This is a genomic window from Bacteroides caecigallinarum (genome assembly GCF_016901995.1).
Classification (GTDB): domain Bacteria; phylum Bacteroidota; class Bacteroidia; order Bacteroidales; family Bacteroidaceae; genus Phocaeicola; species Phocaeicola cellulolyticus.
The window spans coordinates 1-17,815 of the sequence record NZ_JACJLE010000021.1; the positions used below are offsets into that span (position 1 = coordinate 1).

The window sequence follows — 17,815 nt, forward strand, 5'->3', positions numbered from 1 at the left end:
GCCGGAAGTTGAGGGGTATTATCATGATTACAGGATAGTGCACATGGAGCATAGCGAGAAGGTGATAGAGGGATTGCGCTTTGTGTTTGTTGAGCTTCCGAAGTTCAAGTCTCAGACTTTCAGTGAGAAGAAGATGCATGTTCTCTGGCTCCGCTATCTGACCGAAATAGGTGAAACGACTTATAATGTTCCTCAGGACCTGATGTCCGTTCCGGAGATAAAGAAGGCTGTCGGACAGTTGGAACAGGGGGCTTTCAATGAGGCGCAGCTACAGGGTTATGATGACTTCTGGGATGCTGTGAGAGTGGAAAGGACCCTTATGACTGATGCCTTGCGTGAAGGACATGCCAGAGGGCATGAAATGGGACTTGCAGAAGGTCGTGCAGAAGGTCGTGCAGAAGGTCTTGAGGAAGGTTTGGAGAAAGGTCGTGCGGAGGAGCGTCTTGAGATAGCCCGGAACTTGAAATCATCGGGTATTCCTGTGGATGTGATAATAAAGAGTACTGGTCTGAGTGAGGATGAAATAGCTGCACTATGACTGATGATATTCTGAGTGTAGCCATTATACCAGTTTATAAACCCCACCCGCCAAAGCACGCACCACACCTTTCATCTCCATTTCGAACAGTATGCCGGTCATTCTGTTTATAGGGATATTGGTATTGACGACAATAGTGTTTATCTGCAGTCCGTCAGGATTCTTTTCCAATTGTGAAGTTACTAGTTCTTCCTCCGAAGTGAGGTCGGGGAACAGCTGGCGCTGTATGCCTTCGCGCGGACTGGATGTAGGGGTATAATCCCAGTTCATTGCTTTTACCAGTTCTTCTGCGCTTTGCAGTAGTGTAGCCCTGTTGTTGCGGATAAGGGCATTGCAACCTATTGAAAATTCGTCGCCTATGCGACCGGGGAAAGCGAAACAGTCGCGGTTATAGCTTTCGGCTATGTCGGCAGTGATCAGTGCGCCTCCTTTGGCTGCCGATTCCACTACTATGGTGGCATCGCTCATTCCTGCAACTATCCTGTTGCGCTTTATGAAATTCTGTCTGTCGGGATTTGTTCCGCTTGGGTATTCGGTCAGCAGTCCGCCATGATTGAGCATTTCGGCTGCCGTACGTCGGTGGACTGCCGGATAGATTCTGTCGAGGCCGTGTGCAAGTACGCCCACTGTGTCCATACCGTATTGGAGTGCTGCTCTATGGGCGTTTATGTCGATGCCGTATGCCAGGCCGCTTACAATAAGCACGTCGGGCATTATTTCATGCAGTTCGCTGATGAAGCGTTGGCAGATGTCTCTGCCGTATTCGGTGGCATGGCGTGTGCCTACCAGGTTGATTATATGCAGGCTGTTCAGGTTGGCTGTACCTTTATAGAATAACAGCAAAGGGGCGTCGTCACATTCACGTAGGCGCGACGGATAGTCCTCGTCGTTAAGTGTAAGACATCTGATACTGTTCTTCTCGGCAAAACGTATTTCTGCTTCACACAGGCGCAGCACATCGCAGTTGACTATCGCGTCAATCACTTTCTGTGATACGTCGGGCACAATGTCTTTAAGATTCTTGGCATTGCTGAATATTGTTGTGGCTGAGCCTGCCGCCTCCATCAGACGGTGTGCGCCTATCATGCCGAGTCCGGGCAGACGGGTGAGTGCCATTGTGTAAAGCAGTTCTTCGTTCATGGTGGTGTTATTCGCTGAAATATGGTGAGAAGATAGTGTCGAATACCTCGCTGTCGCCCAAGCGGCCGTTTATCACGCATACGGTTTCCACTGTAGCTTTTATTACAGGCTTCATGTCGGGCAGACGGAAGATGTCCTGATAGAACACGTATTTTATTCCTTCCTTTTTGATGTAGAGTTTGGAGATGAATTCGTCGCCACTCTTCAGCGGTGTCTTGAAAGCCATGTTCAGTCTTGCCACTACAGGGTCTATGCCTTCGTCGTGAAGGCGTGCGAAACTTACTCCCAAGGATGAGAGGAACTCGTGGCGGGTGTGTTCGATGTAGTGCTGATAATTGGCATTGTTCACTATGCCCTGAAGGTCGCATTCGTAGTCGCGCACTTTCATTTGCAGTTCGAAGATGTATTTCATTTGAGTTTTAAAATTAGTTACTAGTTGACTAGTTGACAAGTTGACGAGGTTACCATCCGGATGGAGAACCTTGTCAACTTGTAACTGAAGCCTTGTCGCCTTTTATTATCACAAACATACGGAAAAATCCTCTTATATCTATCGTTGCAAGGAATATTCTTCATATTTTTGCATCTATGGATAAGGAACTTAAGATTTTTGCGGCTCCGTTGCAGGGTTTTACGGAGGCTGCATGGCGTGTGGCGCATAATGAAGTGTTTGGCGGGGTGGATGCTTATTTCACTCCCTTCATCAGATATGAGAAAGGCGGACTGCGCAATAAGGACAGGCGCGAGGTATTGCCTGAGAATAATCGTGGCATAAGGCTGATTCCTCAGATTATGGCTTCCGAGCCGGAAGAAATGGAGGCTTTGGCAGATTTCATTGTTTCTTTAGGATATAAAGAGATTGACCTCAATATGGGTTGCCCTTTTCCGCTGATAGCGAACAGGGGGAAGGGTAGCGGCATATTGCAATATCCTGAAAAGGTGGCTGCGCTTATGGAGTGCATTAATGCTTATGCGGCAGACGGTATAAGCTTCAGTGTGAAGATGAGGCTGGGGCAGGTTTCTGCAGATGAATGGAAAGAGATACTTCCTGCAATAAATGCATCCGAGGTGAAGATGGTTACTCTTCATCCTCGTATAGGAAAGCAGCAGTATAAGGGTGAGGTGGATATGGAGACTTTTGCGGAGTTCTATAATGAATGCCGCAAGCGGTTGGTGTATAATGGCGATTTGTGCAGAGTGGCATATATAAACAGGATTGTCGAGCAGTTTCCTGACTTGTATGGAGTGATGATAGGTCGCGGACTGCTTGCCGACGGTGCTTTGGCTGCCGGATATAAATCAGGTTCGGAACTTAAACAGGACGAGCTGTATGCCAAGGTGCGCCGTATGCACTCTCTGATGTATCAAAGATATTCGGAAACTATCGAGGGCGGCGATGCACAGCTTCTTCTTAAAATGAAGTCGATGTGGGAGTACTGGCTTCCCGAACTTGATAAAAAGAAAAGGAAAGCCATTCACAAGGCAAATAAGCTGTCAGTCTATCTGAACGAAGTAGAGGGAGTTAGGTAACAAGTAAACAAATTGACTAGGCCCTCCATCCGGTTGGGATCCTTGTCAACTTGTCAACTGAAGCCTTGTCAACTCTTTTTCAAATACTCAAACCCGATGCGGCAGTACAGGCATTTCTTCGGGTCGCAGTAACTCTTTTTCAGCTGTATCAGAGCCTGGCTGTCGCCTGCATGTGCGGCTTCCACTCCGCATTCTTTCCACATTCGTGTGATGAAATTGTTTTCCGGTTTCAGAGTTTCAAGCATCTCTGATGCGCGGGCTGTAAGGCGGTTTATTCCTCTGTGCTTGCCGTAGGCATAGAGAAACGGTATTACAGTGTTTATAATAAGCAGGTTAATTGATGATGTGCTGAGGCTTTTCTTTACGGGAGTGGATACTTCGCCAAAGGTATAGTGCGTAATCCAGTATTCCGAGGTGTCTGTTTCAAGCATAGGCCTCAGTTGTTCTATCGTTTCTGCTTCGAGAATTCTAGACAGCAGTCCCTGAGATGTGTGATACAGTTTTGCCAGCTGTGCAATCCTTACGTGAGGAAAATTTCCGGGGCGCATGCGCAGCAGTTTCCAGCGGCAGTTGTCCGAGGTTGTGAAACCGAACTTGTGTTTCAGGTATGTATATTCTTTCAGTAATTTGTCGGTATATTCATCGTATGTGGCATCAAGCAGTCCTGCCTGTCCGAAGAAGATGGCCTCTATCTGGAACAGACTGTCGCGGTGTTTATCTACTGCCCTTAGCGGAATGGTCTGTGCCCACAGTTCGAATGCTTCGCTGTTGGTTCCGAAGCCGAAATTGCGCGCCAGGGTGATGAAGAACACGTCTTCCCAGTTATTGTTATATTTTCCCATCAGTCTCATTATGCGTTCCGTCTTTTCTTCGAAACGCTCTATCTGGAGTGTGTTCAGCCAACTGTGCATCAGTAGTTTGGACAGCGACGGGATGAGCCTGTAGCAGGCAGGATAGTGTGCCGTGCGTATCAGCTCGTTGTAGCTATCTACAAGGTAAGTGGGGTAGTGCAGCTCCATCTGTGGAATCTTCTCGCCGTTCGGTCGGCATGGTTCATAGTCGATGTCGGACGCTATGTGGAGAATTACATTGTCGTAATCGGAATTGGTGTCATGATGATGTAGTTTCCAGTCGGAAGCTTTGAGGTGTATCTCTATGTTTCCCACCCATAACACACCGCCTATCTTTATTTTGGCATTGAAGAAGTCGGGACCGGCGTTTGTGTTCCATAATCCCGGGTCGATGACTTCCACTTCCATGCCGTCTGTAGTACGTAACGGCTTAAGCGGGAAAAGTTTGTGTTTCCATACGTAATGTAAAAGTTGTTCCATGCTAACGAGTGTAAATATTGCCTAAATGTAATGATTTATAATGAAAAGCATTATCTTTGTGGCTAAAATAAATCGAAAAATATGAAGATAGCATTAATTGGATATGGAAAAATGGGCAAAGAGATAGAAAAGATTGCCCTTTCACGCGGACATGAGATTGTTAGCATCATAGATATAAACAATACACAGGATTTCGAGTCGGAAGCGTTTCGTTCGGCTGATGTGGCAATAGAGTTTACAGCTCCTTCTGTGGCTTACAACAACTGCTTGTCAGCTTTCAAGAATGGTGTAAAGGTAGTTTCAGGCAGTACAGGATGGATGGGCGAACATGGTGATGAGATGCGCCGCATGTGTGCCGAAGAAGGTGCCACTCTGTTCTGGTCGTCAAACTTCAGTCTTGGCGTGGCTATATTCTCAGCCGTAAACAAATATCTAGCTCGCATAATGAATAATTTCCCGGGATATGATGTGTCAATGGTGGAAACTCATCACATTCACAAGCTTGACGCTCCAAGCGGTACTGCCATTACTTTGGCTGAAGGTATTCTGGAGAACCTTGACCGCAAGGACAAATGGGTGATGGGAACACTTACCGCACCGGACGGAACTGTGACAGGTACCACTGAGTGTGCTCCAAACGAAATGCCGGTGAGCGCTATACGTCGCGACGAGGTGCCTGGTATTCATACAATAACATACGAATCTGAAGCTGATTCTATCATAATCACTCACGATGCAAAGAACCGTAAGGGATTTGCCCTTGGTGCTGTGCTTGCAGCTGAATATACTGCTGAACATACAGGATTCTTGGGTATGAATGATTTGTTTAACTTTTAAGTTGACAAGGCTTTAGTTACAAGTCAACAAGGTTCTGGAAACCATATACTAGAGACCTTGTCAACTCGTCAACTTGTCAACTAGTAACTAACTCATAAACTCAAAAACTCAAAATGATACAGGCATCACGCAAACAATGGATAAAGTTCGCCATAGCAATGGTTCTTTATCTGGCATTCATCATCTGGCTGAAGAGCTGGCTTGGTATAGTTGCCATACCGTTTATCTTCGATGTTTATATAACCAAGAAAATACCTTGGACATGGTGGAAGAAATCTACCAATCCGCTTGTCGTAACCGTGATGAGCTGGGTGGATGCCATCGTATTCGCTTTGGTTGCAGTATATTTCGTCAATCTGTATTTCTTCCAGAACTACGTCATTCCTTCGTCTTCGCTGGAGAAGTCGTTGCTTGTGGGTGACTATCTGTTTGTAAGCAAGATGAGCTATGGAGCTAGAATTCCGCAGACTCCGCTTCACATGCCGCTTACTCAGCACACTCTTCCGGTGTTCAACTGCAAGTCGTATCTGGAATGGCCTAAATGGGACTATAAGCGTGTGGAAGCTCTCGGTCATGTGCAGCTTAACGATATCGTGGTGTTCAACTTCCCTGCAGGTGATACTGTGGCTACAGCCATGCCGGCAGAGGATATCTACCGCATAAGCTATCAGGCTGGTAAGGAACTTTCCAAACCTATCGATATGTCAACGCTCACTCCGCTGCAGCAGCGTGATGTATATGACTATTATTATGCTGTGGGCCGCAGATATATTGATGAAAACAAGTCTATGTTCGGTGAAGTGGTGAGCCGTCCTGTTGACAGACGCGAGAACTATGTGAAACGCTGCGTAGGACTTCCTGGACAGACTCTTGAAATAAAAAACAAGATAGTTTATCTTGACGGTAAGGCAAACAAGGAGCCGGACAATGTACAGTACAGATATTTCGTACAGACCACACGTCAGCTTCCTGATGAACTGTGCAAAGAACTTGGCCTAAGTCAGGAAGACCTTATGGCTTACTATCCGCAAGAATCGGTTTATAACATTCCGCTTACAGAGAAAGCCAAGGCTGCTTTGCTTGCACGCAAGGATCTTGTGAAATCAATAACAGATGTTCCGGGTGATGATGCGGGAGGCTTGTATCCTGTAAATAAGCTCACTGGATGGACAACCGATAATTACGGACCTGTATGGATTCCTAAGAAGGGTGAGACAATAGAACTGACAATAGACAATCTTCCTATATACGAGCGCCCTATACATGTGTACGAAGGCAATAAGCTGGAAGTGAAGGACGGCAAAATCTATATCAACGGCGAGGAAACAAACAAATATACCTTCCGTATGGACTATTACTGGATGATGGGTGACAACCGTCATAATTCAGCCGACTCACGTTTCTGGGGATTTGTTCCTGAGGATCATATCGTGGGTAAGCCTATCTTCATCTGGCTGTCGCTCGACAAGGACAGAGGATGGTTTGACGGAAAAGTACGCTGGAACAGATTGTTTAAATTTGTGGATAATATAAAATAATAGGAACAAGGTTTCAGTTACAAGTTGACAAGGCTTTACCCCCGAATGACGACCATAGGTCAGCGAAGCTAAACCTTGTCAACTTGTTAACTTGTCATCTTGTTAACTAATTAATAATGAAACCCTGGCTGACATATATCAGAGTCATAGTCATAGCCGTACTGGCGGTGATTATAGTCAGAACCCTGTTTGTCACATCATGTTTTATACCTTCTTCAGGCATGGAGAACACACTTTACCGAGGAGAGGGAGTCCTGGTGGGCAAATGGAGTTACGGCTGGCGTGTGCCTCTGCAGTCGGTGTTCGGCTATAAAAGGCTGCTTCCTTCGGAAGTCAGACAGGGTGATATAGTGGTATTCAATAATCCTATGCCTGCGGATACGTCATTGTCAATAGACAGGAGAGAACTCTATATCAGCAGATGCATAGGAACTCCGGGGGATACGCTGATGCTGAACAATCAGCTTATTGCTGAGGGAACAGATGTGTTCAGTCCTGATACAAAGGCGCTTTATTCCTATCCTGCAGACAGTGAAGAGGTTATGGACAGTGTGCTTCATTCTCTTGGAATAACGGACAACCAGCTTGCAGGATATACTCCGGAAGGTAATTATATCAGGAGTTTCAGTTATTACGAACATTATCTCATCACACAAAGACTTGACAGAAAGGTTAAGCTTGTGCCACTTTATCCGGAGAACAGCCGTAAGGCATATCCTTTCGTCGTTCCGCAGAAGGGTATTCCCGTAAAGATATATCCGTGGAATGCAGCTTTGATAGGTAATATGATAACTCTGCATGAGAAACGTAATGCATCCATGAAAGGCGACACGGTGTTTGTGAACGGAAAGCCGGTGAAAGAATATACATTCTCGCAGGATTATTATTGGATGGTGTCCAACGATCCTGTAAATATTAACGATTCGCGCCTGTTTGGCTTTGTGCCGGAAAGTCACATCATAGGCAAGGCATTAAGAATATGGTATCCTTCGAAGAAGGGACGGTTCATGAAAAAAATTCAATAGACACAGAAGATGGAAAGTAAAGATATTATCCTCGGGTCGGCATATCTGGCTCCGGTTTCATATTTCGCAGCATTGTATTCATGCAGGAAAGCTTATATTGAGAGATACGACCACTACATGAAGCAGACATACCGCAACAGATGTGTTATAGCTTCGGCCGATGGCCCTTTGTCGCTGACCATACCTGTGGAGAAATCGTCCGAAGGCAAGTGTGCCATGAAGGATATAAGGGTGTCGGAACATGGCAACTGGCGTCATGTGCACCGCAATGCGTTTGTGGCGGCATACAAGCAAAGCCCTTTCTTCGATTATTACGCCGATGAGTTCAATGCCTTTTTTGACAGGAAATATGAGTTTCTTTACGATTTCAATATGGAACTCACACAGTGGCTTTGCGAACAGATAGACATTCAGCCGGAACTTGTTCCAACCAGTGAGTATATGGATGCCGGAGAGGGTATCCTTGACTTGCGTGAGGCTATACATCCAAAGAAATCTGCAGGCGATGCGGTTTCATTCTGTCGTCCGGTACCGTACTATCAGGTATTTGACTCCCGTCACGGTTTCCAGCCGGATTTAAGCGTTGTGGATTTGCTCTTCAATATGGGGCCGGAGAGTCTGCTGGTGTTGAGGGATGGAGTAGAATGAGATTTCATGCGGTAAAGTTTCTACCCAAATATGTAAAAAACTATAACACTTTTCATTATAAAGGAATATAATGTTACTTTTGCAATTAGTTTTCAGACAGATGATAAATTTCTGTGTATTTGTAAATTAATTGTTTAGAGTATGAATAACAACATTCCACCGATAACGAAAAATCTTCTTATTATTAACGTATTGTGCTTTTTCGGTGCAATAGTAGCAGAAAGATATGGTATAGATGCTGACAAGGTTTTAAGTCTGCACTTCTTTATGGCATCAGATTTTAATATGGGGCAGCTGGTGACATATATGTTCATGCATGGTGGTTTCACCCATATTTTCTTCAATATGTTTGCTCTTTGGATGTTCGGACGTGTGCTGGAGCAGGTTTGGGGGCCAAAGAGATTTCTAATCTATTATATGGTTTGCGGAATAGGCGCAGGACTTATTCAGGAACTTGTACAATTTATTGAATATGAGACTGTTCTTTCTAATTATGATAATGTTCAGACTGCCTTTGGCATAATTCCTATGGAAGAATATCTTAATATGATGCGCACGGTGGGTGCTTCCGGAGCCATATATGGTATTTTGCTTGCATTCGGAATGTTGTTCCCAAACAGCCAGATGTTTGTTTTCCCACTGCCTTTCCCTATAAAAGCCAAGTTCTTTGTGATATTCTATGCTGCTATAGAGTTGTTTATGGGAATGTCTGCAAATGATAATGTGGCACACTTCGCGCATCTTGGAGGTATGTTGTTCGGTTTGATTCTTATTTTATACTGGAGGAAGAAAAATGGCAATGGACAGATTTACTACTGATTTGAAATATAATTTCTTCGGACGCGATATCGTTGGACGACTGATACTGATAAACTGTGTCGTCTTCGTATTTGTGGAACTGGTAAGGATTTTCCTTATGCTTTTCAATGTTCCTTATAATCCTATTGCGTCGTATCTTAGCTTGCCGGCTTCGTTTGTGGCTTTAATGTATCAGCCTTGGTCACTGTTCACGTATATGTTCATGCATGCAGGTATATTGCATTTGCTGTTCAATATGCTGTGGCTTTATTGGTTCGGGCGTCTGTTCCTGAATTTTTATTCGTCAAAGCATCTTCGCGGACTTTATGTTCTTGGCGGACTGTGCGGCGGGTTGCTTTATATGATCTCGTATAATGTCTTTCCCTATTTTGAAGGAAGCGTTGAAATAGCAACTCTTGTCGGTGCCTCGGCTTCTGTTCTTGCCATAGTGGTGGCTACTGCAGTGAGAGAACCGGAATTTCCTGTGCAGTTCTTGTTTATCGGGACTGTAAGACTGAAATATGTGGCATTGTTTATGGTGCTTTTCGATTTGTTGTTTATGACATCAAGCAATGCTGGCGGACATATAGCACATCTTGGTGGTGCTGCAGCAGGTTTCTGGTTTGCAATGGGACTGGCGAAGGGTACTGATCCTACAAAGTGGATAAACGCCGTTCTGGATTTCTTCTCAAGAGGCTTCAAGATGCCGAAACGAAAACCGAAGATGAAGGTACATTATGGTAACCGTCAGCAACAGTATGATTATAACGCACGCAAGAAAGCTGATGAAGACGAGATAAACCGTATTCTGGAAAAGTTGAGAAAGTCTGGTTACGGAAGCCTTTCGGAAGATGAAAAAAAGAAACTTTTTGATGCAAGCAGAAGATGAAATTCATTAGGAATACATTTAAGTTTGTTTTCTTGGTTGCTAATCTTGTAGTAGGTATTGGCTTTCTGATATGTGCCTATAGTCCTATGCTTTCGCCTGTACAGCATCCGGTGTTGGCTTGTGCAGGGCTTTTCATCCCCATTTTTATTGTTCTCAACATCTGTTTTATTGTGTTCTGGGCTTTCGTGAAATGGCGAGTAATGATAGTTCCGGTATCTTTTTTCCTTTTGGGATGGAACTCACTGATGTCATACAGCCCGATTAATTCTTCGGCAGAAAGTACAGGCGGAGAGACTCTGGAAGTGCTGACATATAATATTATGCAGATGCTGAATATTAAAGCCGAGGACAGGAAGTCGGATAAATCAATTGTGGATTATATAAAGGAGAGTGGGGCAGATATAGTTTGCCTGCAGGAGTATCCTTACAATAATTCCGAACTAAAGAATTCGTTGACAAAGGTATATCCTTATATGAGGGCATGCAGATTTAACAGCAGTAATGCCGTGGCGTGTTTCTCAAAATATCCTGTCAGATTTATAGAGGAGCTGAAGATTAAGAGTAACTTTAACGGAAGCGCTGTGTTTTCGGTAAAGTATAAGGATAATAATATACCGGTGATTGTCAATCATCTTGAGTCGAACAAGCTTGATGCGCACGACAAGGAGGTTTACACTGATATGCTCAAATCGCCTGACGAGAAAAAGGTGAAGAGTGGAAGTAAATATCTTCTGAAGAAACTGGCTGATGCCATGGCTATACGCGGACCGCAGGCTGATGTCATTTCAGGATATATAGAAAAGGAGTATTCTCCGTATATGATTGTTTGTGGCGATTTCAACGATACTCCAGTATCGTATGTGCACGATAAAATATCCGAAAAACTTCAGGATGCTTATATAGAAGCCGGTAACGGACCGGGAATAACATACAACAGCAGTTTCCTTTATTTCAGAATAGACCATATAATGGTGGGTGATGCGTATAAGGTTCTGGAATGCCGGGTGGATGATTCGATAGATGCGTCGGATCATTATCCGCTGAGATGTCGTTTGGAATTGAAAAAATAACTTAAAACTAAATAAACATGAAACAAGTAATGATGGCTTTGGCTTTGGGCGGCATGGTGTGTGCATGCGACCAGAAACAGGCGGATAATGTAAATCCGTTTATGACAGAGTTCCAGACTCCGTACGGAACTCCGGACTTCAATAACATTAAGTTGGAACATTATGAACCGGCTTTCCTGAAAGGAATTGAACAGCAGAATGAGGAAATAAAGGCTATTGTGGAAAATCCTGCTAAACCTACATTCGAAAATACTATAGTGGCACTGGATAACAGTGGCGAAATCCTGTCGAGAGTGGCTGGAGTGTTTTATGCTCTTACTGAGGCTGATACAAACGACGGGCTAATGGCTCTTGAAGAGAAAATGGCTCCTGTATTGTCAACTCATAATGACAATATCTATCTTAACATGGATCTTTATCAGCGTGTGGCTGCTGTTCATGATCAGGAAGCCAACGGTGAAATTCAGCTTACTACCGAACAGCACTATCTGCTTGACAAATACTATAAGAGATTTGTATCGTCAGGTGCATCTCTTGATGCGGAAAGTCAGGAGAAACTGCGTGAGATAAACAGCAAGTTGTCAACTCTGTCAATAGAGTTCGGCAATCACGTATTGGCAGAAAACAATGCTTTCAAGTTGGTTATAGATAATGAAGCTGACCTTGCAGGTCTTCCTGAATCGGTAATAGCAGGTGCTGCTACAGAGGCTAAGGCTAACGGAATGGAAGGGAAGTGGCTTTTCACTCTTCAGGCTTCAAGCAGAACTCCGTTCCTGCAGTATGCACAGAACCGTGAACTGAGAAAGAAAATGTATCTGGCATATACAAACATGGGTAACAACGGTGATGCCAACGATAATAAGGAGGTATTGAAGCAAATCCTTACACTCCGTCTGGAAAAGGCTAAACTGATGGGATTCGACAACTATGCACAGTATGTACTCCAGGACAATATGGCAAAGACTCCTGAAAACGTGATGAGCTTCCTGAATGAACTTTGGAAATATTCTATCAAGAATGCCAAGGTTGAGGCTGCCGAACTGCAAAAGATTATGGATAAGGAAGGAAAAGGAGAGAAGCTTGAAGCATGGGACTGGTGGTATTATGCAGAAAAGCTTCGTCAGGAGAAATATAATCTGAATGAGGACGAAATCAAGCCATATTTCAGTCTTGAAGACGTAAGAAGCGGATTGTTCTATGTAGTGAACAAACTGTACGGAATTACTCTTACAAAGGTTGATTCTATCTCTGTATATAACAAGGATGTAGAAACTTTCATCGTGAACGATGCCGACGGTTCATACCTGGGAGTATTCTATTCAGACTTCATGCCACGTGCAAGCAAGAGAAGCGGTGCATGGATGAGCAATTTCCGCGAACAGAAAGAAGGTGTACGTCCTATAATCTATAATGTGGGAAGCTTTACAAAACCTGTAGGTGATGTTCCTTCGCTGCTGTCGATAGATGAGGCACGTACAATGTTCCATGAATTCGGACATGCTCTTCACGGAATGCTTTCACAGTGTAAGTACTATGGAGTTTCAGGAACATCTGTAGCACGCGATTTCGTGGAACTTCCATCTCAGATTATGGAACACTGGACTGTTGCACCTGAGGTAATGAAGGTTTATGCAAAGCACTATCAGACAAGGGAGGCTATCTCTGACGAGCTTATCGCCAAGATTGAAAATCAGGCATTGTTCAACAGCGGATTTATGACTACCGAACTTCTTGCAGCAGCTATACTTGATATGGAACTTCATCTTCTTACTTCAACAGAAGAACTTGATGTGATGGCATACGAAAAGCAGGTAATGGACAAGCTTGGACTGATACCTCAGATTGCTCCACGTTATCGTGCAACTTACTTCAATCATATCATCGGCGGTTATGCTGCTGGATATTATGCTTATCTGTGGGCAGAAAGACTTGATGCTGATGCTTTCAGTGCATTCGAGGAAAAAGGTCTGTTCGACCAGGCTACTGCTACTGCATTCCGCAAGAATATCCTTGAAAAGGGCGGATCGGACGATCCTATGAAACTTTATGTTACATTCCGCGGACAGGAACCAAGCATTGAACCTATGCTGAAAAACAGAGGGTTAAAGTAATATTGTTTCAATAATAAATGATGAAAAAGGTCGCAAAATAATAATTTTGTGACCTTTTTTGTTCATATTTATCAAAATATCACCGTTCTTTCAGCTATAAACAGAAAAAAAAGCTATATTTGCAACCTTGAAAAAACGTATCTAATCAAAAAGTAAAATAAAATAAATTAAACTAACATGCAAAACAAAGGATTTGTAAAAGTCTTTGCGGTATTATTGACCCTTGCATGTGCCTTTTATCTTTCGTTCTCGTTCGTGACTCGTCATCACATGAAACTTGCGGAACAGGACCCGAAGGGTGTGGCACATTACCTTGATTCTATGCAGAATGAAAAGGTATGGATGGGAGTTTATTCGCTGAAAGACTGCCGTGAGATGGAGATTGGTTTGGGTCTTGACCTGAAGGGTGGTATGAACGTCATTCTTGAAGTGTCTGTTCCTGACGTAGTAAAAACACTTGCTGATAACAAGCCGGACGAAGCTTTCAATGCTGCTGTGGCAGAAGCTGCAAAACAGCAGATTACAAGCCAGGAGGACTTTATCACATTGTTCGTAAGAGAGTACAAAAAACAGGCTCCTGAAGGTAAGCTTGCTGAAATCTTCGCAACTCAGCAATTGAAAGATAAAGTAAACACTCGCAGTACTGACGCCGAAGTAGAAGCTGTTCTTCGCGAAGAGGTTAAGGCTGCAGTAGAAAATTCATATAACGTGTTGCGTACACGTATCGACCGTTTCGGTGTAGTTCAGCCAAACATCCAGACTCTTGAAGGAAAGATGGGACGTATCATGGTCGAACTTCCTGGTATCAAGGAACCTGAACGTGTGAGAAAACTTCTTCAGGGTTCTGCAAATCTTGAGTTCTGGGAAACATACGAAGCTAAGGACATCGTTCCTGTATTGGCTTCTGCCGATAGCCGTGCACGCGATATCCTTTCTGTTTCAGAATCTGCAGACTCAGTAGAGGTTAAGGAAGAAGCAACAGCTGCCGTATCTGCAAAAGACAGTCTTACAGCTGCATTGAAAGGTGAGACTGCTGATGCAAAAGTTGATATGGAACAGTTGAAGAAGGAACATCCTTTGTTGTCTGTTCTTCAGTTGAACCAGAGCGGTGTAGGTTGTATCGTAGGTTATGCAGACTATAACGACACAATACAGATTAATAAGGTCTTGAATATGAAGGAAGTTAAGAATATCCTTCCTCGCGACCTGAAACTTATGTGGGGTGTAAAAGCTTCGGATATGGACAAGACAGGCCGTATTTTCGAACTTTATGCAATCAAATCTACACAGCGTAACGGACGTGCTCCACTTGAAGGTGACGTTATCGTAAATGCACGCGATGAGTTCGACCAGTTCAACAAGCCATGTGTAAGCATGTCTATGAACACTGAAGGTTCTCGCCGTTGGGCGGTTCTTACTAAGCAGAACGTAGGTCGTGAAATCGCTATCGTACTTGACGGATATGTTTACAGTGCTCCACGCGTAAACGGTGAAATCACTGGCGGTAACTCACAGATTACAGGTAACTTCACTCCTGAAGTAACAAAAGACTTGGCTAACGTATTGAAGTCAGGTAAGATGCCTGCTCCTGCACGTATCGTACAGGAAGATATCGTAGGTCCGTCTCTTGGACAGGAATCTATCAACCAGGGTATCATGTCATTCATCGTTGCCTTGATTGTTCTTATGGTTTACATGTGTGCAATGTACGGTTTCATCCCAGGTATGATTGCCAACCTTGCATTGTTCGTAAACTTCTTCTTCACACTTGGTATCCTTACTTCATTCCACGCTGCACTTACTATGTCTGGTATCGCCGGTATGGTATTGTCACTTGGTATGGCTGTGGATGCTAACGTGCTTATCTATGAACGTACTAAAGAAGAGCTTCGCGCTGGTAAGGGTACTCGTCAGGCATTGTCTGAAGGTTACTCAAATGCGTTCTCGGCTATCTTCGACTCTAACTTGACTTCAATCATCACTGGTATCATCCTGTTCAATTTCGGTACAGGTCCTATCCGTGGTTTTGCCACTACATTGATTATCGGTATCCTCTGCTCATTCTTCACTGCAGTGTTCCTGACTCGTATTGTTTACGAACACTATATGAATAAGGATAAGTGGTTGAACCTTACATTTACTACGGGTATATCTAAGAACCTGATGCAGAATGTACACTATAACTTTATGGGTATCACCAAGAGATCATTTACTATCTGGGGTATTGTAATAGCTGTTTGTGTAGTTTCATTCTTTGTTCGCGGTCTTGCACAGAGTATTGACTTTACTGGTGGACGTAACTTCGTAGTTCAGTTTGAACAGGTGGTTCAGCCTGAAACAGTACGCAGCTTGCTCCAGTCTAAGGTTGGTGATGCAAACGTACAGGCTATCGCTCTTGGTACAGACGGTAAGACTATCCGTGTAACTACCAACTACCGTATTGAAGAAGATTCTCCAACTATCGATGCTGAAATCGAAGCATTCCTTTACGAATCTTTGAAAGAAGGCAATTTGCTTGGCGAAGGTACAACTCTTGAAATATTCATCGACCGCGATAATCGTACAGGTGGTTCTATCATCAGTTCTCAGAAGGTAGGTCCTAGTGTGGCTGACGATATCAAGACTTCAGCTATCTGGTCAGTAGTATTGGCTCTTATAGCAATCGGTCTTTACATCCTTATCCGATTCAACAATATCGCATTCAGTATCGGTGCTACTGTGGCATTGACAATAGATACATTGCTCATTATCGGTGCTTACTCATTGTTCCATGGAATCCTGCCATTCTCACTTGAAATTGACCAGACATTCATCGGAGCAATCCTGACAGCTATCGGTTACTCTATCAACGATAAGGTGGTTATCTTCGACCGTGTGCGTGAGTTCTTCGGATTGTATCCACAGCGCAACCGTATGCAGTTGTTCAATGATTCTCTGAATACAACACTTACCCGTACAATCAATACTTCACTCAGTACACTTATCGTATTGTTGAGTATCCTGATTCTTGGTGGTGACAGCATCCGCAGCTTCGCGTTTGCAATGATCCTCGGTGTTGTAATCGGTACACTTTCTTCATTGTTTGTGGCTTCTCCTGTTGCTTATCTTACTATGGGTAACAAGATGCCTGAAGGTGAAAAGAAAGACTAATCATAGATTGATATAAAAGTAAAAATCCCGACCGCTTAATAACGGCCGGGATTTTTTATTTCTGGTATAATTTATCTACTAACAACTAAAAACTAACACAACTACTTCCCAAACTTCTCTTTCAACTTGGCAAGCATATCGCGTGTCATCGCATCAAGGTTATATTCAGGTTTCCATCCCCATTCCTCGCGTGCACAAGTATCATCTAGAGAATTAGGCCATGAATCAGCAATGGCTTGTCTTAACGGGTCAACTTTGTAAACCATCTTGAAATCAGGCTCGTATTCTTTTATTTTGTTGTATATGATTTCAGGATCGAAACTCATAGATGCTATATTGAATGAATTGCGGTGTATGAATTTGCTTGGGTCTGCTTCCATAATTTCTATTGCAGCACGTAGGGCATCCGGCATATACATCATATCCATAAATGTTCCTTTGGCTATAGGGCATTCGAATGTCTCACCTTTTGCAGCCGAATAATAGATGTCAACAGCGTAGTCTGTTGTACCACCTCCCGGAGGAGTGACATATGAAATAAGTCCCGGAAATCTGACAGAACGGGTGTCAACACCGAATCTTATGTAATAATAATCACTTAGGAGTTCGCCGGAAACTTTTGTTACACCGTACATTGTTCTCGGATTTCGTATAGTGTCTTGCGGAGTGTTGTCTTTAGGAGTATTATTGCCGAATACACCGATTGAACTTGGAGTAAATACTGCACAATTCATTGTTCGTGCCACTTCCAGAACATTGAAAAGTCCGCCCATTCCTATTTTCCATGCAAGCTGTGGCTTGGCTTCTGCTACTGCAGACAGTAAGGCTGCCAGATTGTAAATGGTATCAATCTTATATTTTGATACAGTTTCTGCTATTTGTTGTTCGTTCGTTATGTCAACAATTGCACACGGGCCTGATTCTCTGAGTGTTTCGTTTGGTTCTGCACCTGGAATGTAGCCTGCAACGATATTACCGTTATACATCCCTCTAAGTTTCATGGTAAGTTCTGAGCCGATTTGACCCGTAGAACCGATAATGAGAATATTTTTCATAAATATATATTTGGTTAATCATTTATTCCCTACAAAGATAGGGATTTGTCTAAGTATTTAATGAAAAAATATTCGAAATAAATACGATAATTGAAAAAAAAATCGCAACTTTGGACTCATACTCTAATGGTGGTTTTATCGGAGTATGCTGAATA

The 17,815-nt window shown here is 43.6% G+C and carries 15 protein-coding genes; 11 read left to right on the forward strand and 4 right to left on the reverse strand.

What is annotated here, in order from left to right; all coding sequences use genetic code 11:
* Positions 1-538 (forward strand): PD-(D/E)XK nuclease family transposase (locus H6A61_RS07125; RefSeq protein ID WP_204392407.1); only part of this gene is annotated, 538 nt, incomplete at its 5' end.
* A 24-nt stretch (positions 539-562) separates the two neighbouring features.
* Here the strand turns inward: H6A61_RS07125 and dprA are convergent.
* Positions 563-1,678, reverse strand: a complete 1,116-nt coding sequence (dprA, locus tag H6A61_RS07130; protein ID WP_204392409.1) for a DNA-processing protein DprA — start codon at positions 1,676-1,678, stop codon at positions 563-565.
* Positions 1,679-1,685: 7 nt separating this feature from the next.
* Entirely contained in the window at positions 1,686-2,090 is a 405-nt protein-coding gene (locus H6A61_RS07135) for an acyl-CoA thioesterase (RefSeq protein WP_204392411.1), read from the reverse strand.
* 176 nt (positions 2,091-2,266) lie between these two features.
* On the opposite strand from H6A61_RS07135, the gene H6A61_RS07140 reads away from it, so the two are divergent.
* Positions 2,267-3,208, forward strand: coding sequence for a tRNA-dihydrouridine synthase family protein (locus tag H6A61_RS07140; protein ID WP_204392413.1), 942 nt, complete (start codon positions 2,267-2,269; stop codon positions 3,206-3,208).
* Positions 3,209-3,276: 68 nt separating this feature from the next.
* Here H6A61_RS07140 and H6A61_RS07145 read toward each other — a convergent pair whose 3' ends face one another.
* Positions 3,277-4,539: a DUF2851 family protein gene (locus H6A61_RS07145; protein WP_204392415.1), complete on the reverse strand. Its 1,263-nt coding sequence runs from the start codon at positions 4,537-4,539 to the stop codon at positions 3,277-3,279.
* Between the two features lie 81 nt (positions 4,540-4,620).
* Between H6A61_RS07145 and dapB the strand changes: the two genes are divergently transcribed.
* The 9 genes from dapB (at position 4,621) to secDF (ending at position 16,605) form a co-directional block, all read left to right on the forward strand.
* Positions 4,621-5,376 (forward strand): 4-hydroxy-tetrahydrodipicolinate reductase, encoded by a 756-nt coding sequence (gene dapB / locus H6A61_RS07150; protein WP_154043557.1) that lies wholly within the window; start codon positions 4,621-4,623, stop codon positions 5,374-5,376.
* A gap of 113 nt (positions 5,377-5,489) precedes the next feature.
* A complete protein-coding gene (gene lepB / locus H6A61_RS07155; protein WP_204392417.1) occupies positions 5,490-6,914 on the forward strand; it encodes a signal peptidase I in 1,425 nt (474 codons plus the stop codon).
* Positions 6,915-7,030: 116 nt separating this feature from the next.
* Positions 7,031-7,939, forward strand: coding sequence for a signal peptidase I (gene lepB / locus H6A61_RS07160; RefSeq protein ID WP_204392419.1), 909 nt, complete (start codon positions 7,031-7,033; stop codon positions 7,937-7,939).
* 9 nt (positions 7,940-7,948) lie between these two features.
* Positions 7,949-8,587: a WbqC family protein gene (locus tag H6A61_RS07165; RefSeq protein WP_204392421.1), complete on the forward strand. Its 639-nt coding sequence runs from the start codon at positions 7,949-7,951 to the stop codon at positions 8,585-8,587.
* A gap of 141 nt (positions 8,588-8,728) precedes the next feature.
* A complete protein-coding gene (locus H6A61_RS07170) occupies positions 8,729-9,406 on the forward strand; it encodes a rhomboid family intramembrane serine protease (RefSeq protein WP_204392423.1) in 678 nt (225 codons plus the stop codon).
* Positions 9,387-10,274 (forward strand): rhomboid family intramembrane serine protease, encoded by an 888-nt coding sequence (locus H6A61_RS07175; RefSeq protein WP_204392425.1) that lies wholly within the window; start codon positions 9,387-9,389, stop codon positions 10,272-10,274. The genes H6A61_RS07170 and H6A61_RS07175 overlap by 20 nt, the downstream gene beginning before the upstream one ends.
* Complete coding sequence (locus H6A61_RS07180) at positions 10,271-11,344, forward strand: endonuclease/exonuclease/phosphatase family protein (RefSeq protein ID WP_204392427.1); 1,074 nt, start codon at positions 10,271-10,273, stop codon at positions 11,342-11,344. The genes H6A61_RS07175 and H6A61_RS07180 overlap by 4 nt, the downstream gene beginning before the upstream one ends.
* 17 nt (positions 11,345-11,361) lie before the next feature.
* Positions 11,362-13,455 (forward strand): M3 family metallopeptidase, encoded by a 2,094-nt coding sequence (locus tag H6A61_RS07185; RefSeq protein WP_204392429.1) that lies wholly within the window; start codon positions 11,362-11,364, stop codon positions 13,453-13,455.
* Positions 13,456-13,632: 177 nt separating this feature from the next.
* Positions 13,633-16,605 carry a protein translocase subunit SecDF gene (secDF, locus tag H6A61_RS07190; protein WP_154043550.1) on the forward strand — a complete coding sequence of 991 codons (2,973 nt, stop codon included), beginning with the start codon at positions 13,633-13,635 and terminating at the stop codon, positions 16,603-16,605.
* A gap of 101 nt (positions 16,606-16,706) precedes the next feature.
* Here the strand turns inward: secDF and H6A61_RS07195 are convergent, their stop codons facing one another.
* Positions 16,707-17,660 carry an NAD-dependent epimerase/dehydratase family protein gene (locus H6A61_RS07195; protein ID WP_154043549.1) on the reverse strand — a complete coding sequence of 318 codons (954 nt, stop codon included), beginning with the start codon at positions 17,658-17,660 and terminating at the stop codon, positions 16,707-16,709.
* Positions 17,661-17,815: the final 155 nt, after the last annotated feature.

Excerpts from the sequence above, each read along its gene's own strand:
- H6A61_RS07180 (WP_204392427.1), top strand. The coding sequence starts at position 10,271 with ATGAAATTCATTAGGAATACATTTAAGTTTGTTTTCTTGGTTGCTAAT.
- secDF (WP_154043550.1), top strand. The coding sequence starts at position 13,633 with ATGCAAAACAAAGGATTTGTAAAAGTCTTTGCGGTATTATTGACCCTT.
- H6A61_RS07170 (WP_204392423.1), top strand. The coding sequence starts at position 8,729 with ATGAATAACAACATTCCACCGATAACGAAAAATCTTCTTATTATTAAC.
- lepB (WP_204392417.1), top strand. The coding sequence starts at position 5,490 with ATGATACAGGCATCACGCAAACAATGGATAAAGTTCGCCATAGCAATG.
- H6A61_RS07165 (WP_204392421.1), top strand. The coding sequence starts at position 7,949 with ATGGAAAGTAAAGATATTATCCTCGGGTCGGCATATCTGGCTCCGGTT.
- H6A61_RS07195 (WP_154043549.1), bottom strand. The coding sequence starts at position 17,660 with ATGAAAAATATTCTCATTATCGGTTCTACGGGTCAAATCGGCTCAGAA.
- dprA (WP_204392409.1), bottom strand. The coding sequence starts at position 1,678 with ATGAACGAAGAACTGCTTTACACAATGGCACTCACCCGTCTGCCCGGA.
- H6A61_RS07135 (WP_204392411.1), bottom strand. The coding sequence starts at position 2,090 with ATGAAATACATCTTCGAACTGCAAATGAAAGTGCGCGACTACGAATGC.
- H6A61_RS07175 (WP_204392425.1), top strand. The coding sequence starts at position 9,387 with ATGGACAGATTTACTACTGATTTGAAATATAATTTCTTCGGACGCGAT.
- H6A61_RS07145 (WP_204392415.1), bottom strand. The coding sequence starts at position 4,539 with ATGGAACAACTTTTACATTACGTATGGAAACACAAACTTTTCCCGCTT.
- dapB (WP_154043557.1), top strand. The coding sequence starts at position 4,621 with ATGAAGATAGCATTAATTGGATATGGAAAAATGGGCAAAGAGATAGAA.
- lepB (WP_204392419.1), top strand. The coding sequence starts at position 7,031 with ATGAAACCCTGGCTGACATATATCAGAGTCATAGTCATAGCCGTACTG.
- H6A61_RS07140 (WP_204392413.1), top strand. The coding sequence starts at position 2,267 with ATGGATAAGGAACTTAAGATTTTTGCGGCTCCGTTGCAGGGTTTTACG.
- H6A61_RS07185 (WP_204392429.1), top strand. The coding sequence starts at position 11,362 with ATGAAACAAGTAATGATGGCTTTGGCTTTGGGCGGCATGGTGTGTGCA.